17 protein-coding genes are annotated in these 14,819 nt (G+C 66.2%); 8 read left to right on the forward strand and 9 right to left on the reverse strand.

Annotated features, from left to right (window positions below; genetic code table 11):
• Positions 1-11 precede the first annotated feature (11 nt).
• Genes ASD34_RS09980 through ASD34_RS10020 form a run of 9 tightly spaced genes read right to left on the reverse strand, consistent with a single transcriptional unit; the run spans position 12 to position 7,215 of the window.
• Positions 12-431 (reverse strand): F0F1 ATP synthase subunit epsilon, encoded by a 420-nt coding sequence (locus tag ASD34_RS09980; protein ID WP_056576453.1) that lies wholly within the window; start codon positions 429-431, stop codon positions 12-14.
• A gap of 18 nt (positions 432-449) precedes the next feature.
• Complete coding sequence (gene atpD / locus ASD34_RS09985; protein ID WP_056576456.1) at positions 450-1,865, reverse strand: F0F1 ATP synthase subunit beta; 1,416 nt, start codon at positions 1,863-1,865, stop codon at positions 450-452.
• Positions 1,866-1,908: 43 nt separating this feature from the next.
• Positions 1,909-2,784 carry a F0F1 ATP synthase subunit gamma gene (atpG, locus tag ASD34_RS09990; protein WP_056576459.1) on the reverse strand — a complete coding sequence of 292 codons (876 nt, stop codon included), beginning with the start codon at positions 2,782-2,784 and terminating at the stop codon, positions 1,909-1,911.
• Between the two features lie 33 nt (positions 2,785-2,817).
• The gene (atpA, locus tag ASD34_RS09995; RefSeq protein WP_056576462.1) at positions 2,818-4,431 is read right to left on the reverse strand and encodes a F0F1 ATP synthase subunit alpha; all 1,614 of its coding nucleotides are present in this window, start codon (positions 4,429-4,431) and stop codon (positions 2,818-2,820) included.
• Positions 4,432-4,478: 47 nt separating this feature from the next.
• Positions 4,479-5,009: a F0F1 ATP synthase subunit delta gene (locus ASD34_RS10000; protein WP_056576465.1), complete on the reverse strand. Its 531-nt coding sequence runs from the start codon at positions 5,007-5,009 to the stop codon at positions 4,479-4,481.
• A 7-nt stretch (positions 5,010-5,016) separates the two neighbouring features.
• Entirely contained in the window at positions 5,017-5,487 is a 471-nt protein-coding gene (locus ASD34_RS10005) for a F0F1 ATP synthase subunit B (protein WP_056576467.1), read from the reverse strand.
• Between the two features lie 33 nt (positions 5,488-5,520).
• The gene (atpE, locus tag ASD34_RS10010; RefSeq protein WP_056576471.1) at positions 5,521-5,790 is read right to left on the reverse strand and encodes a F0F1 ATP synthase subunit C; all 270 of its coding nucleotides are present in this window, start codon (positions 5,788-5,790) and stop codon (positions 5,521-5,523) included.
• A gap of 49 nt (positions 5,791-5,839) precedes the next feature.
• Positions 5,840-6,718, reverse strand: coding sequence for a F0F1 ATP synthase subunit A (gene atpB, locus ASD34_RS10015; protein WP_056576474.1), 879 nt, complete (start codon positions 6,716-6,718; stop codon positions 5,840-5,842).
• Between the two features lie 26 nt (positions 6,719-6,744).
• Complete coding sequence (locus ASD34_RS10020; protein WP_056576477.1) at positions 6,745-7,215, reverse strand: ATP synthase subunit I; 471 nt, start codon at positions 7,213-7,215, stop codon at positions 6,745-6,747.
• Between the two features lie 137 nt (positions 7,216-7,352).
• Between ASD34_RS10020 and ASD34_RS10025 the strand changes: the two genes are divergently transcribed.
• The 8 genes from ASD34_RS10025 (at position 7,353) to ASD34_RS10060 (ending at position 14,770) form a co-directional block, all read left to right on the forward strand.
• A complete protein-coding gene (locus ASD34_RS10025; protein WP_056576479.1) occupies positions 7,353-8,246 on the forward strand; it encodes a D-amino acid aminotransferase in 894 nt (297 codons plus the stop codon).
• Positions 8,243-8,551 carry a YbeD family protein gene (locus ASD34_RS10030; RefSeq protein ID WP_056576482.1) on the forward strand — a complete coding sequence of 103 codons (309 nt, stop codon included), beginning with the start codon at positions 8,243-8,245 and terminating at the stop codon, positions 8,549-8,551. Before ASD34_RS10025 ends, ASD34_RS10030 begins: the two co-directional genes overlap by 4 nt.
• 53 nt (positions 8,552-8,604) lie before the next feature.
• Entirely contained in the window at positions 8,605-9,222 is a 618-nt protein-coding gene (lipB, locus tag ASD34_RS10035; protein ID WP_235510033.1) for a lipoyl(octanoyl) transferase LipB, read from the forward strand.
• 7 nt (positions 9,223-9,229) lie between these two features.
• The gene (gene lipA / locus ASD34_RS10040; protein WP_042577540.1) at positions 9,230-10,213 is read left to right on the forward strand and encodes a lipoyl synthase; all 984 of its coding nucleotides are present in this window, start codon (positions 9,230-9,232) and stop codon (positions 10,211-10,213) included.
• A gap of 249 nt (positions 10,214-10,462) precedes the next feature.
• The gene (locus ASD34_RS10045; RefSeq protein ID WP_082548581.1) at positions 10,463-11,992 is read left to right on the forward strand and encodes a class I adenylate-forming enzyme family protein; all 1,530 of its coding nucleotides are present in this window, start codon (positions 10,463-10,465) and stop codon (positions 11,990-11,992) included.
• On the forward strand, positions 11,993-13,126 hold the full coding sequence (locus ASD34_RS10050; protein WP_056576491.1) for an SLC13 family permease: 1,134 nt from the start codon (positions 11,993-11,995) through the stop codon (positions 13,124-13,126).
• A gap of 38 nt (positions 13,127-13,164) precedes the next feature.
• Complete coding sequence (locus ASD34_RS10055) at positions 13,165-13,854, forward strand: helix-turn-helix domain-containing protein (RefSeq protein ID WP_056576493.1); 690 nt, start codon at positions 13,165-13,167, stop codon at positions 13,852-13,854.
• A gap of 64 nt (positions 13,855-13,918) precedes the next feature.
• Positions 13,919-14,770 carry a DMT family transporter gene (locus tag ASD34_RS10060; RefSeq protein WP_056576495.1) on the forward strand — a complete coding sequence of 284 codons (852 nt, stop codon included), beginning with the start codon at positions 13,919-13,921 and terminating at the stop codon, positions 14,768-14,770.
• Positions 14,771-14,819 lie beyond the last annotated feature (49 nt).

Raw genomic sequence — 14,819 nt, forward strand, 5'->3', positions numbered from 1 at the left:
TGGGGGTTTGCTTATTTCTTCTGGCGGTACTTGCGCAGCGCAGCGATCTGCGCTGCCATCACGGCCAGTTCCGACTGCGCCATCGCGATGTCGATGTCGCTCTTCGCGTTCTTCAGCGCCTCCTCGGCGGCCGCCTTGGCCTGGTTGGCCTTCTCGTCGTCGAGGTCCTTGCCGCGGATCGCGGTGTCGGACAACACGGTGACGGCATCGGGCTGCACTTCGAGGATGCCGCCGGCCACGAAGACGAACTCTTCGCCGCCGTCAGCCGTCTCGATGCGCACGGCACCGGGGCGGATGCGCGTGATCAGCGGCGTGTGACGCGGATAGATGCCGAGCTCACCGGCTTCACCGGGCAGCGCGACGAACGTGGCTTCGCCCGAGAAGATTGACTCTTCCGCGCTGACCACATCGACGTGAATGGTGTTGGCCATCTGAGTTCCCATGCCGCCTTAGGCGACCTTCTTGGCTTTTTCGAACGCTTCGTCGATGGTGCCGACCATGTAGAACGCTTGTTCCGGCAGGTGGTCGGCTTCGCCGTTGACGATCATCTTGAAGCCGCGGATGGTTTCCGACAGCGGCACGTACTTGCCCGGCGAACCCGTGAACACTTCGGCCACGTGGAACGGCTGCGACAGGAAACGCTGGATCTTGCGGGCGCGGGCCACGGCGAGCTTGTCGTCGGGCGCCAGTTCGTCCATGCCCAGAATCGCGATGATGTCGCGCAGTTCCTTGTAGCGCTGCAGCGTGCCTTGCACGGCGCGGGCCACGTTGTAGTGCTCTTCGCCGACCACGTTCGGGTCGAGCTGGCGCGAGGTCGAGTCCAGCGGGTCCACGGCGGGGTAGATACCCAGCGAAGCGATGTCACGCGACAGCACCACGGTCGAGTCCAGGTGGGCGAAGGTGGTTGCGGGCGACGGGTCGGTCAAGTCGTCGGCAGGGACGTACACGGCCTGGATCGAGGTGATCGAGCCGACCTTGGTCGACGTGATGCGCTCTTGCAGGCGGCCCATTTCCTCGGCCAGCGTCGGCTGGTAGCCCACGGCGGAAGGCATGCGGCCCAGCAGAGCCGACACTTCGGTACCGGCCAGCGTGTAGCGGTAGATGTTGTCCACGAAGAACAGCACGTCGCGGCCTTCGTCGCGGAACGACTCGGCGATGGTCAGGCCGGTCAGGGCCACGCGCAGGCGGTTGCCCGGGGGCTCGTTCATCTGGCCGTAGACCATGGCGACCTTGGAGTCTTCGAGCTTCTCGAGGTTCACGACGCCGGAGTCGGCCATCTCGTGATAGAAGTCGTTGCCTTCACGGGTACGTTCGCCCACACCCGCGAACACCGACAGACCCGAGTGAGCCTTGGCGATGTTGTTGATGAGTTCCATCATGTTCACGGTCTTGCCCACGCCGGCGCCACCGAACAGGCCCACCTTGCCGCCCTTGGCGAACGGGCACACCAAGTCGATCACCTTGATGCCGGTTTCCAGCAGGTCTTGCGACGGCGACAGTTCGTCGTACGCGGGAGCCTTGCGGTGGATGGAGGCGGTCAGCGCCTGGTCGACCGGACCCCGCTCGTCGATGGGCGCGCCCAGCACGTCCATGATGCGGCCCAGCGTCGCCTTGCCCACGGGCACGGTGATGGGGGCTTGCGTGTTGGTCACGATCAGGCCGCGGCGCAGGCCGTCGGAAGAACCCAGCGCAATCGTGCGGACCACGCCGTCGCCGAGCTGCTGCTGGACTTCGAGCGTCAGTGCGCTGCCTTCGAACTTGAGGGCGTCGTAGATCTTGGGCATCTTGTCGCGCGGGAACTCCACGTCGACCACAGCGCCAATACACTGAACGATCTTGCCTTGAACTGCTTCTGCTTGAGCCATGTCTGCTCCGATAAAAATTTAAATCTGTTGAGGTCCGAAGGGCTCAGACACCGGCGGCCGCCGCAGCGCCCGAAACGATTTCCGAGAGCTCCTTGGTGATGCCGGCCTGGCGGGTCTTGTTGTAGACCAGCTTCAGCTCGCTGATCACATTGCCTGCGTTGTCGGTGGCGGCCTTCATGGCGACCATCCGCGCCGAATGCTCGGACGCCATGTTCTCTGCCACGCCCTGGTAGACCAGCGACTCCACATAGCGAACCAGCAGCTCGTCGATCACGCTTTGCGCATCGGGCTCGTAGATGTAATCCCACGAATGCTGGCCTTCCTCGACTTGCAGCGAGTCTGCGGCCAGCGGCAGCAGCTGCTCGACGAGCGGCTCCTGCTTGATCGTGTTGATGAACTTCGTGTAGCACAGGTACACGGCCGAGAGCTTGCCTTCCGCGTAAGCGTCGAGCAGCGTCTTGACCGGACCGATGAGCTTGTCCAGGTGCGGCGTGTCACCCAGGTGGGTGACGTGCGCCACCACGCGGGCGCCGATGCGGTTCAGGAAGCCGAGGCCCTTGCTGCCGATGGCGACCGACTCGATCGCCACGCCAGCGGCCTGCGCTTCACGCAGCCTGGTCGTCACGGCGCGCAGCAGGTTGGTGTTCAAGCCACCGCACAGACCCTTGTCGCTCGTCACGATGATGAAGCCGATCGCCTTGGCGTCGTTCTTCTTCATGAAGGCGTGCGTGTACTCGGGATTCGCCTTGCCAAGGTTCGCCGCGATGGTGCGGATCTTCTCGCTGTAGGGGCGGGCGGCACGCATGCGCTCTTGCGCCTTGCGCATCTTGGAAACCGAGACCATTTCCATGGCCTTGGTGATCTTCTTGGTGTTTTCCACCGATTTGATCTTGCCGCGGATTTCCTTACCAGCTGCCATATGAGCTCCTTCTTGCGTCGGTCAAAAGGCCGCTCAGGCGAACGACTTCTTGAACGAGGTGGCTGCAGCGAGCAGTTCGGCTTCGGCGTCCTGGCACACCTTCTTGAAGGCCTGCTTTTCGGCGCTGTCGTCCGGCTTGGCCGGCTTGGCATCCCACTTGGCACCATGCTTTTCCATGGTCTCGAGCAGGGCGGCGTGGCTGGTCTTCAGCAGCTGATGGAAGCCGTGTTCGAACGGGAGCACCTTCTTGACGTCGATGTCGTCCATGAAGCCCTTGTTCACTGCGAACAGCGTGGCATTCATCAGCGAGATCGGCAGCGGGCTGTACTGGGTCTGCTTGAGCAGTTCCGTCACGCGCGCACCGCGGTCGAGTTGCTTGCGGGTCGCTTCGTCGAGGTCGGAAGCGAACTGCGCGAACGCGGCCAGTTCACGGTACTGGGCCAGGTCGGTACGAATGCCGCCCGACTGGTTCTTGATCAGGTTGGTCTGCGCCGACGAACCCACGCGCGACACCGAGATACCGGCGTTGATGGCGGGGCGGATGCCGGCGTTGAACAGGCTGGTTTCCAGGAAGATCTGGCCGTCGGTGATCGAGATCACGTTGGTCGGAACGAAGGCGGACACGTCGCCGGCTTGCGTTTCGATGATCGGCAGCGCGGTCAGCGAACCGGTCTTGCCCTTGACTTCACCCTTGGTGAAGGCTTCGACGTAGTCGGCGTTCACGCGGGCCGCGCGCTCGAGCAGGCGGCTGTGGAGATAGAACACGTCGCCGGGGTAGGCTTCGCGGCCTGGCGGGCGGCGCAGCAGCAGCGACACCTGGCGGTAGGCCACGGCTTGCTTGGACAGGTCGTCATAGACGATCAGGGCGTCCTGGCCGCGGTCGCGGAAGTACTCGCCCATCGTGCAGCCCGAGTAGGCCGACACGTACTGCATGGCAGCCGATTCGGAGGCCGACGCAGCCACGACGATGGTGTAGTCCATCGCGCCGGCTTGTTCCAGCGAGCGCACCACGTTCTTGATCGACGAAGCCTTCTGGCCGATCGCAACGTAGACGCAGGTCATGTTCTGACCCTTCTGGTTGATGATCGCGTCGATCGCCACGGCGGTCTTGCCGGTCTGGCGGTCGCCGATGATCAGCTCGCGCTGGCCACGGCCGACGGGCACCATCGAGTCGATCGACTTCAGGCCGGTCTGCATCGGCTGGTCGACGGACTTGCGTGCGATCACGCCGGGAGCGACCTTTTCGATCACGTCGGTCATCTTGGCGTTGATCGGACCCTTGCCATCGATCGGCTGGCCCAGTGCGTTCACCACGCGGCCGATGAGCTCGGGACCCACGGGCACTTCCAGGATGCGGCCCGTGCACTTGACGGTGTCGCCTTCGGAGATGTGCTCGTACTCGCCCAGAATCACGGCGCCGACCGAGTCGCGCTCGAGGTTCAGCGCCAGGCCGAACGACGGCGTGCCGTCAGCCGTGGGCGGGAATTCCAGCATTTCGCCTTGCATCGCGTCCGACAGGCCGTGCACGCGCACGATGCCGTCGGTCACCGAGACCACGGTGCCCTGGTTGCGGATGTCGGCGCTGACGCCAAGGCCTTCGATGCGGCTCTTGATCAGTTCGGAAATTTCTGCGGGATTGAGTTGCATGACTCTTTCCTTCTTTCAATAAATAGGGCCAACCGCGGCTCGCCGCCTCAGGCGGTGAGCGCTGCTTTCATTTGTTCGAGACGCGCCTTGACGGAGGTGTCGAGGACTTCGTCCCCCACCACCACACGGATGCCGCCGATCAGCGAAGGATCGGATTCCACACGCGTGTTCAGCGGACGACCGAAACGGCGCTGCAGCGCCGCGCCGACTTCGGCAAGGCTCGCCGCGTCGATCGGGAAGGCGCTGTAGATCACCGCGTCGGACGTGCCGCCCTTGGCGTTCTTGAGCTCGCGGTACTGGGCCGCGACTTCGGGCAATGCAGCGAGCCGGCCGTTGTCGATCACCGTGCGCAGGAAGTTCTTGCCGGCGTCCGGCAGAGCTTGCGGCAGGAGGCCGGAGATCAGGTCGAAGACCTGTTCCTGCGACACCTTCGGGTCGGCAGCGAACTGCAGGAGCTGCGGATCGGCAGCGAGGGCGGCCAGCTGGCCGATCCAGCCGGCCGTGCCTTCGAGGTCACTCGAAGTAGCCTCGAAGAGCGCGTCCGCGTAGGGGCGGGCAATGGTCGCAAGTTCGGCCATATCGTCCTCAGAGCTCGGTCTTCAGGCGCTGGAGCAGGTCGGCGTGGACACCGGCGTTGACTTCCTTGCGCAGAATCTGCTCGGCACCCTTGACGGCCAGTGCAGCGACCTGCTCACGCAGGGCTTCACGGGCACGCACGGACTGCTGTTGGGCTTCGGCGTGCGCGTCGGCCACGATCTTGTTGGCCTCCACCGTTGCACGGCCCTTGGCCTCTTCGATGATCTGCTGGGCGCGGCGCTCGGCATCGGCCAGGCGGCTGGTGGTCTCGTTGCGAGACTGAACCAGTTCCTGCTCGACGCGCTGGTTGGCGGAAGCGAGTTCAGCCTTGGCCTTCTCGGCGGCCGCCAGGCCCGCAGCGATCTTTTGTGCGCGTTCATCCAATGCCTTCGCGATGGGCGGCCACACGAATTTCATCGTGAACAGCACCAGCAGCAGGAAGACGATGGCCTGAACGAACAGGGTCGCGTTGATACTCACGGCAACACCTTTCTGGAGTGGCGTTGAACCGGCTTACTTGGGCAGGTTGGCCAGCAGGGTCGCGGCGAACGGGTTGGCGAAGGCGAACAGCAGGGCGATGGCCACGCCAATCAGGAAAGCCGCGTCGATCAGACCAGCCAAGATGAACATCTTGGTCTGCAGGTCGTTCATGAGCTCAGGTTGACGGGCCGACGATTCCAGGAACTTGCCACCCATCAGCGCGATGCCGATGGAAGCACCGATGGCGCCGAGACCGACGATCAGACCACAAGCGAGAGCGACGAGACCGAGAATGTTTTCCATGATGACTCCTTAGAACAGATTTAAAGCAAACGAAAAGAAAAAGGGAAACTCAATGCGCCTCATGCGCCTGGCCCAGATAGATCAGGGTCAGCATCATGAAGATGAAAGCCTGCAGCGTGATCACCAGGATGTGGAAGATCGCCCAGACGGTGCCGGCAATGATGTGCCCGATGGGCAGCATCACACCGGAGAACGAGGCCGCCATGGCACCGCCCATGAGGGCGATGAGCATGAAGACGAGTTCGCCCGCATACATGTTGCCGAACAACCGCATGCCGTGCGAGACCGTCTTGGCCAGGTACTCGATGACCTGCATCAGCAGGTTGATGGGCCACAACAGCGGGTGGGCACCGAAAGGCGCGGTGATCAGCTCATGGCCCCAGCCGCCCAGGCCCTTGACCTTGACGCTGTAGAAGAGGCACAGGAGCAGCACGGAGGTGGAAAGACCGAGCGTGGTCGAGAGGTCGGCGGTCGGCACGACGCGCATGTAGGCGTGGTGCGGATCGTGGCCCATGGCCGAGTAGACCTGGGTCCAGACGGCCGGCAGGAGGTCGACCGGCAGCATGTCCATCGCGTTCAGCAGGAAGATCCAGACGAACACGGTGAGCGCCAGCGGGGCAATGAACTTGCGGCTCGCGGCGTTGTGCACGTTGGCCTTGGCCTGGTTGTCGACCATCTCGACCAGGATTTCGACCGCCGCCTGGAAGCGGCCGGGCACGCCGGGCGTTGCCTTGCGGGCAGCCAGCCACAGCACGAAGCAGCCCAAGGCGCCGATGATCAGCGCGTAGAGCACCGAGTCGAGGTTGATGACGTTGAAGTCAACAATGGCGGATTGAACGACGGGCTTGAGGCTCCAGTCGACTTGCCAGTGCTGGAGGTGGTGAACGATGTATTCACTCGCGGTCGGGGCGTGTCCTTCGGCGGCCATCTTTCAGCGTCTCTTTTCCAAAACAGTCAAATCCGGTTCAAAAATTTGGGCCGCACCAGCAGTGCCACCCAGTACATCTTCATGGCGACCACCACGCCAGCCACCATGGCCAGCCAGACGAGCCCCCCGATCAGCCACGGCGCCGCAGCCAGCAAGGCAACGGTGAGCGCGATCTTGATCATCTCCCATACAAAAAACCTCAACATGACAGCCTGCGACGGCATGCCCGGCTTGCGCCGGACACCGCGGACAAACAAGGCCGCGGGAATCGCCACTGTCATGGCTCCGTAAAACGCCGAGATTGCAGCCTCGGATCGCGCCGTCCAGATCCACGCCAGGCAAGCTACCACCACGCCTGCAGCCACTTGGGCTGCGATCACCCACCAGGGTGACAGCTCGGGGTTTTGCTCGCGCAACTTCTGGGCCTCTTCGGCCGTCAGTGGCTTGAAATCGGATTCTTCGGCGTCAACCTCAGGGACAGGGGCGTTGGTTGTCATTCGAATGCACCCCGTGTTTGTCCCCGGAGAATTTTACAAAGCCATTGATTATAAGTAAAACCTAGCGGGGTCCCGCCATAACGTGACACTTCGTCGACAGTTCTGCGCCGAGTGTGGCGTCCGCCCATAATTTGCGGATGCAAGACATCACCTCGGCACTGCCCGACACGCCGTGCTTTCTCAACGGCGAATTCACCCCCCTGCGCGACGCGAAGATCAGCGTCCTCGACCGCGGCTTCATCTTCGGCGACGGCATCTATGAAGTGATCCCCGTCTACTTCGGCGCGCCCTTCTGCTTCGACGAACACATCGCGCGCCTCGAGCGTTCGCTGGCCGAACTGCAGATCGACAACCCCTGCACCCGCGACGAATGGCGCGCCATCGCGATGCAGCTTGCGGCACCGCAGGGCAACGCACCGCAGGCCATCTACTTCCAGGTCTCGCGCGGCGTGGCACCGCGCGACCACGTGATGGTGCGTGGCCTGCGTCCCACGGTGTTCGCGATGGTGAACCCCTTGCCGCCCGTGGCCGACGCGGTGCGCGCCAGGGGCGTGACCTGCGTCACGGCCGACGATTTCCGCTGGCAGAAGGCCCACATCAAGAGCACCAGCCTGCTGGGCGCGGTGCTCGCACGACAGATCAGCGTCGAGGCCGGCGCGACCGAAACCGTGATGTTCCGTGGCGATTCGCTCAGCGAGGCTTCGTCGAGCAACGTGTGGATCGTGAAGGACGGCACGCTCATCGGCCCGCCGAAAGACAACCTCGTGCTGACCGGCATCCGCTACGGCCTGCTCGAGCGCCTGTGCCAGGACAGCGGCATTCCCTTCGCGCTGCGGCGTGTGTCGCGTGAGGAGGTGTTCAGCGCCGACGAGTTGCTGCTGTCTTCCGCCACCAAGGAAGTGTTGCCCGTTGTCACACTCGATGGCCAGACCATTGGCAATGGCCGTCCCGGCCCCATCTACCAGAGCTTGTATGCCGCCTACCAACAGGCCAAGCAACGCAACGCCGACGCGCCAGGAGCCACCGCATGACCGACACCCCGACCCCCACCGACACCGCATCGATCCCCGATCCACGCAAGGAATCGCTGATCGAGTACCCCTCGCAGTTCCCCATCAAGGTGATGGGCGCGAAGGTCGACGGCTTCGTGCACGCCATCACGCAGATCGCCGAGCGCTTCGACCCGACCTTCGACGCCACCACCGTCGAGCTGCGCGACAGCAAGGCCGGCAACTACCTGGGCGTGACCATCACCGTCACAGCCACCAGCCGCGAGCAGCTCGACGACCTGTATCGCGCGCTGTCGTCGCACCCCTCGGTCAAGGTCGTTCTTTGACCATCGAAGCGCAGTGGCTCGGCCGGGCCGACTACCTCGCCACCTATGCGGCGATGCAGCGCTTCACGCAGGAGCGCACGCCCGAGAGCCCCGACGCGCTATGGATCTGCGAGCACGACCCCGTGTTCACCCAGGGACTGGCGGGCAAGACCGATCACCTCCTGGCGCCCGGCCCGATCCCGGTCGTGCAGACGGACCGCGGCGGACAGGTCACCTTCCACGGCCCGGGCCAGGTGGTGGCCTACCCGCTCATCGACTTGCGGCGCGCCGGCTACTACGTCAAGGAATACGTCTACCGCATCGAGGAATCGGTGCTGCGCACGCTGGCCCATTTCGGCGTGACCGGCCACCGCGTGGCCGGCGCCCCGGGCATCTACGTGCGCCTGGGCGACCCGTTCTCGCACGCCGCGCTCGCCGGTCCCATGCCCGGCGCCGACCCGTTCCGGGGCCTGGGCAAGATCGCCGCACTGGGCATCAAGGTGAGCCGCCACGCCACCTACCACGGTGTGTCGCTCAATGTCGCGATGGACCTTGAACCCTTCTCGCGCATCAACCCTTGCGGCTACGCAGGGCTGAAAACGGTCGACCTTTCTACAATCGGCGTCCAAACCACATGGGAAGAAGCCGCCAAGGTGCTGGGCCAGAAGCTCGGCGCCTTCCTTGCGCCTTGACACACCAATGAGCACCACAGAAGTCGTCCGCGACGCGCAAAGCGCCGAAACCTACAACCCCCTGGCCAAGCAGAAGGCCGCGGCCAAGCTGTCGCGCATCCCCGTCAAGGTGGTGCAGACCGGCGAAGTGCTCAAGAAGCCCGAGTGGATCCGCGTCAAGGCCGGCAGCCCGACCACGCGCTTCTACGAGATCAAGCAGATCCTGCGCGAGAGCAACCTGCACACGGTCTGCGAAGAAGCCTCGTGCCCGAACATCGGCGAATGCTTCGGCAACGGCACCGCCACCTTCATGATCATGGGCGACAAGTGCACGCGCCGCTGCCCGTTCTGCGACGTGGGCCACGGCCGCCCCGACCCGCTGGACAAGGACGAGCCGCTCAACCTGGCCAAGACCATCGCCAAGCTGCGCCTGAAGTACGTGGTGATCACCAGCGTCGACCGCGACGACCTGCGCGACGGCGGCAGCCAGCACTTCGTCGACTGCATCCGCAACATCCGCGAACTCTCGCCGATGACGCAGATCGAGATCCTCGTGCCCGACTTCCGCGGCCGCGACGACCGCGCGCTGGAAATCCTCAAGGCCGCGCCGCCCGACGTGATGAACCACAACCTGGAAACCGCGCCGCGCCTGTACAAGGAGGCGCGTCCCGGCAGCGACTACCAGTTCAGCCTGAACCTGCTGAAGAAGTTCAAGGCGCTGCACCCGAACGTGCCGACCAAGAGCGGCATCATGGTCGGCCTGGGCGAGACCGACGAAGAGATCCTGCAGGTCATGCGCGACATGCGTGCCCACGACATCGACATGCTGACCATCGGCCAGTACCTGTCGCCGTCGGGCTCGCACCTGCCGGTGCGCCGCTACGTGCACCCCGACACCTTCAAGATGTTCGAGGAAGAGGCCTACAAGATGGGCTTCAGCCACGCCGCGGTGGGTGCGATGGTGCGTTCCAGCTACCACGCCGACCAGCAGGCGCACGCCGCCGGCGTGTAAGCCGACCAGCGCGAGGCTGGGCTGCGGTCCGACCTGCGCTGTGATCTCGGCCGGTCACATACCAATCGATGCAGGCTGCGTGACCTGCGCGATGGAGGCGGGTGGAACCATGCGTCCAGGTCCACCACCCTGAACACCCACTGACGCACGACGTCGCCAACGTGCTGGCTGGCGGCGACCAGTCCGCTATCCTGCCGGCTCGCCCCGACAAAGGACTTTCCGCCCATGCATCCCGCTCTCGAAGCCGCCATGAACCAGGAGTTCGGCGCGATCGCCGACCTCGTTCGCCTGCACGCGCAGCACACCCCCGACCGCCCTGCCCTCGCGGACGCACAACACACGCTCGACTACCGCGCGCTCGACGCGCTGATGGACCGCGTCGCGGCCGCACTGCAACGCGACGGCCTGCGCGCCGGCGACGCCATCGCGGTCTGCGCCGCCTCGTCGGTCCACTACGCCGCCGTGTTTCTCGGCGCGCTGCGCGCGGGCGTGGCGGTGGCCCCGCTGGCCCCCGGCTCCGCGCCCGCCAGCCTGGCGCGCATGATCACCGACGCCGACGCGCGCCTGCTGTTCACCGATGCCTCGGCGGCCGAGGTCATCAGCGCGGCAAAGGCCACCGGCCTGCCGCACATCGCGCTCGACGGCTCCGACGTCGGGCGTGCCCTCGACGACTGGCTCGCCGCACCCGGCGCCCGGCCGGAGCCCGTCCAGACGCAGCCCGGCTGGGCCTTCAACATCATCTATTCGTCGGGTACCACGGGCGAGCCCAAGGGCATCGTGCAGGGGCACGGCATGCGCTGGTCGCACATCCAGCGCGGTGCCAAGTACGAGTACGACAGCCACACCGTCACGCTGCTGTCGACGCCGCTGTACTCCAACACCACGCTGGTGGTGTTCTTTCCCACCATCGCCTTCGGCGGCTGCGTGGTGCTGATGCCCAAATTCGACGCGCTCGCCTACCTGCAGCTGGCCGAGAAGCACCGCGTGACGCACACCATGCTCGTGCCGGTGCAGTACCAGCGGCTGATGGCGCACCCGCGCTTCGATGCGCACGACCTGTCCTCGTTCCGTCACAAGTTCAGCACCAGCGCGCCCTTCAACGCGGCGCTCAAGGCCGACGTGCTCAAGCGCTGGCCCGGCGGGCTGGTCGAGTTCTACGGCATGACCGAAGGCGGCGGCACCTGCATCCTCGAGGCGCACCTGAACCCGACCAAGCTGCACACCGTGGGGCAGCCCGCGCCGGGCAGCGACATCCGCCTGATCGACGAGGAAGGCAACGAGCTGCCGCGCGACAACCTCGACGCCGCCGGCGAGGTGGTGGGCCACTCGGCCGGCATGATGACCGGCTACCACCGCCAGCCCGAAAAGACGCGCGAGGCCGAATGGTTCGACGCCACCGGCAAGCGCTTCATCCGCACGGGCGACGTGGGCCGCTTCGACGCCGACGGCTTCCTCACGCTGTTCGATCGCAAGAAGGACATGATCATCAGCGGCGGTTTCAACATCTATCCGAGCGACCTCGAAGGCGTGCTGCGCGGCCATGCGGCGGTGGCCGACGTGGCGGTGGTCGGCATTCCGTCCGAGCAATGGGGCGAGACACCGGTGGCCTTCGTGGTGCGGCGCGAGGGCGACGTCACCACCGAAGACGCGCTGCTGCAGTGGGCCAACGCGCAGGTCGGCAAGACGCAGCGCCTGGCGCGCCTGCGTTTCATCGACGAGCTGCCTCGCAGCGCGATCGGCAAGGTGCTCAAGCGCGAGCTGCGCGACCTGAGTGCCTGAGTGAGCACCGCCCCAGACGCTGCGAACGCCGACACCGCGCCGCCCGAACAGGGCGGTGGCAACGGCCTGCTGTGGGTGCTCGTCGCCGTGGCGGTGGTGTTCGCCTTCGTGCGTCCGCGCGCGCCCATGGACTGGCTGCAACTGGTCGACTGGCAGACCGTGGGCGCACTCGCGGGCCTGCTCGCCATCACGCAGGGCGTCGAGAAGAGCGGCATGCTGCAGGCCGCCGCGCGGCGCCTGCTGGCGCACACGCACAGTCAGCGCGGCCTGGCCCTGGCACTCACGGCCACGGCCGCATTGCTGTCGGCGCTGCTCACCAACGACGTGAGCCTGTTCCTGCTGGTGCCGCTCACGCGCGTGCTGGCCGTGCAGGCGCACCTGCCACTGGCGCGGCTGGTGGTGCTGCAGGCGCTGGCCGTCAACGCGGGCTCGGCGCTCACGCCCATCGGCAACCCGCAGAACCTGTACCTGTGGCACCGCTCGGGCGAGAGCTTCTTCGGCTTCATGGCCATGATGGGCCCGACCGTGGCGATCATGCTGTTCTGGCTCTTCGTCGCCGCATGGTGGCTGGTGCCGCGCACGCCGATCGCGCTGCGCGGGGAAACCGAAGCCGCGCCCGGGCAGCCGCGCCTGCTGGCGCTGGCCGGCGTGCTGTTCGTCGGCTTCGTGGTCGCGCTCGATCGCCAGTGGCTGCTGCCTGGCCTGGCCGTGGTGTTCGGTGTGTTCCTCGTCACCTACCCGCGCGTGCTGCGCGGCATCGACTGGGCGCTGCTGGCGATCATCGCGCTGATGTTCGTCGACCTGCGTCAGCTCGCCGAGCTGCCCGCCGTGGCGGCGCTGCTGGGGCACTGGCCGATCGACACCGGCTGGCGCACCTACCTGGCGGCCATCGTCACCTCGCAGTTCATCAGCAACGTGCCGGCGGCGATCCTGCTCGACCGCTACGTGCACGACCTGCCCGCGCTCGCGGCCGGTGTGAGCGTGGGCGGCTTCGGCTGCGTGCTGGGCTCGCTGGCCAACCTGATCGCGCTGCGGCTGGCCAAGCTGCCGAACGGGCTGCGCGAGTTCCATCGCATCAGCATTCCCTTCTTGCTGGTGTGCGCGGCCTCGGCGCTGCTGCTGCAGCTGGGGTGATGACGGGCGGCGGCAGGGCGCGGACAATCGTTCGAGCCATGCACACGCCCGCCCCCATCCTCTCGTTGCGCGACTACACGCAGTCGCGCGGCAGCCATGCGCATGACCACTTCCAGGTGCTGCTGGGGCTCGACGGCGTGCTCGATGTCGAAGTCGAGGGCCGGGGCCGTGGCATCGCAACGGGCGAAGCCCACGTCGTCGCGCCTGGAGACCGGCACGACTTCGAGGCCCGGCGCGGCGGCAGCGTCTGCCTCGTGCTCGACACCCCGCATGCCCCGTGGGCGCGTTGCGTCGAACAGCCGCCGGCCGACGCACCCCGGCTGCATGCGCTGGCCCGTTACCTCGCGCACTGCCTGCAGCAGCCGCAGCACGCGACGCTCGCCCTGCAACACGGCCCTGCGCTGCTGCTCGAAACCTGGGGCGTTTCCCCGTCCGTCGCGGACGCGCGCCGCCGCCGCATCGACTGGCCGGCCCTCGCGGCATGGGCGCAGGCGAACTGGCACCGGCCGCTGGGCGTGGCCGACCTGGCCGAGGTCGCCTGCCTGAGCCCCAGCCAGTTCGCGCAGCGCTGCCGCGCGGAGCAGGGCCAGAGCGCGATGCTCTGGCTGCGCACGCTGCGGCTGGCCCATGCGCGCGAACTGCGGCTCGAAGGCCTGAGCGTGGCCGAGACGGCGCGCCGCACAGGCTACCGGTCGCCGTCGGCGCTGACTGCCGCGCTGCGTCGCTGAAACCGTCGTTGTGCGACGACGCACCGTGGACCCGCGACGACCGCATCGCGTAGCCTCGGCGCCCATGTCCGCCACCTTCTATGCCCTGCTCGCCATCGCCCTGTGGGCCACGCTTGCCACGCTCGGCACGGCGCTGTCGCACCTGCCGCCGTTCCTCCTGACCGGGTTGGCGCTGATCATCGGCAGCGTGCCGAGCTGGCCGCTGGTGCTGCGCGACCGCCGTGCCTGGCGCGTGCCGCCGCGCACGCTGGCGCTCGGGGTGTACGGCCTCTTCGGTTTTCATTTCCTGCTCTTCATCGCACTGCGGCATGCACCGCCGGTCGAGGCCAATCTCGTCAACTATCTTTGGCCGCTGCTCATGGTGGTGTTGGCGCCGGTGCTGCTGCCGGGCGTGTCGCTGCGCCCGCTGCACGTGGTGGCAGCATTGCTGGGCTTCGCGGGCGCGGCCATCGCGATCCTCGGTGCGCGCGGCAGCGGTGCCGCACTGCCCGGCGCGCCCGCCACCTACTGGGGCTTCCTGCCCGCGGCCGGCTCGGCCTTCATCTGGGCCAGCTACTCGCTGTGGACGAAGCGCGTCACACCCTTCCCGACCTCGGCCATCGGCCTGTTCGGCCTGGTGTCGGGCGTACTGTCGCTGGCCTGCCATGCATTGCTGGAGCCCTCGGTCGTGCTGTCGGCGAAAGACGGGCTGCTGGTCGCGCTGTGCGGATTGGGCCCATTGGGCGCGGCGTTCTTCGTGTGGGACATGGCGCTCAAGCGCGGCGACGCGCGGCAGATCGGCATCCTCAGCTACCTCACGCCATTGGCCTCCACGGCGCTGTTGCTGGCCGTGACCGGTCGCGCGCTCACCGCCAGCATCGCGCTCGCGGCGGCGCTCATCATCTCGGCCGCGGTGATGGGCACGCGTGCGAAATGAGACAAATCAGGGCGATGCCCGACAAAGCCTGACGTTTTTTGTGGCTAGA

The organism is Variovorax sp. Root473, assembly GCF_001426505.1.
GTDB lineage: Bacteria > Pseudomonadota > Gammaproteobacteria > Burkholderiales > Burkholderiaceae_C > Variovorax.

What these genes read in the sequence shown, in the direction of transcription:
- ASD34_RS09980 (WP_056576453.1), bottom strand. Translation starts at nt 431, where the DNA reads ATGGCCAACACCATTCACGTCGATGTGGTCAGCGCGGAAGAGTCAATC.
- atpD (WP_056576456.1), bottom strand. Translation starts at nt 1,865, where the DNA reads ATGGCTCAAGCAGAAGCAGTTCAAGGCAAGATCGTTCAGTGTATTGGC.
- atpG (WP_056576459.1), bottom strand. Translation starts at nt 2,784, where the DNA reads ATGGCAGCTGGTAAGGAAATCCGCGGCAAGATCAAATCGGTGGAAAAC.
- atpA (WP_056576462.1), bottom strand. Translation starts at nt 4,431, where the DNA reads ATGCAACTCAATCCCGCAGAAATTTCCGAACTGATCAAGAGCCGCATC.
- ASD34_RS10000 (WP_056576465.1), bottom strand. Translation starts at nt 5,009, where the DNA reads ATGGCCGAACTTGCGACCATTGCCCGCCCCTACGCGGACGCGCTCTTC.
- atpE (WP_056576471.1), bottom strand. Translation starts at nt 5,790, where the DNA reads ATGGAAAACATTCTCGGTCTCGTCGCTCTCGCTTGTGGTCTGATCGTC.
- atpB (WP_056576474.1), bottom strand. Translation starts at nt 6,718, where the DNA reads ATGGCCGCCGAAGGACACGCCCCGACCGCGAGTGAATACATCGTTCAC.
- ASD34_RS10020 (WP_056576477.1), bottom strand. Translation starts at nt 7,215, where the DNA reads ATGACAACCAACGCCCCTGTCCCTGAGGTTGACGCCGAAGAATCCGAT.
- ASD34_RS10025 (WP_056576479.1), top strand. Translation starts at nt 7,353, where the DNA reads ATGCAAGACATCACCTCGGCACTGCCCGACACGCCGTGCTTTCTCAAC.
- ASD34_RS10030 (WP_056576482.1), top strand. Translation starts at nt 8,243, where the DNA reads ATGACCGACACCCCGACCCCCACCGACACCGCATCGATCCCCGATCCA.
- lipB (WP_235510033.1), top strand. Translation starts at nt 8,605, where the DNA reads ATGCAGCGCTTCACGCAGGAGCGCACGCCCGAGAGCCCCGACGCGCTA.
- lipA (WP_042577540.1), top strand. Translation starts at nt 9,230, where the DNA reads ATGAGCACCACAGAAGTCGTCCGCGACGCGCAAAGCGCCGAAACCTAC.
- ASD34_RS10045 (WP_082548581.1), top strand. Translation starts at nt 10,463, where the DNA reads ATGAACCAGGAGTTCGGCGCGATCGCCGACCTCGTTCGCCTGCACGCG.
- ASD34_RS10055 (WP_056576493.1), top strand. Translation starts at nt 13,165, where the DNA reads ATGCACACGCCCGCCCCCATCCTCTCGTTGCGCGACTACACGCAGTCG.
- ASD34_RS10060 (WP_056576495.1), top strand. Translation starts at nt 13,919, where the DNA reads ATGTCCGCCACCTTCTATGCCCTGCTCGCCATCGCCCTGTGGGCCACG.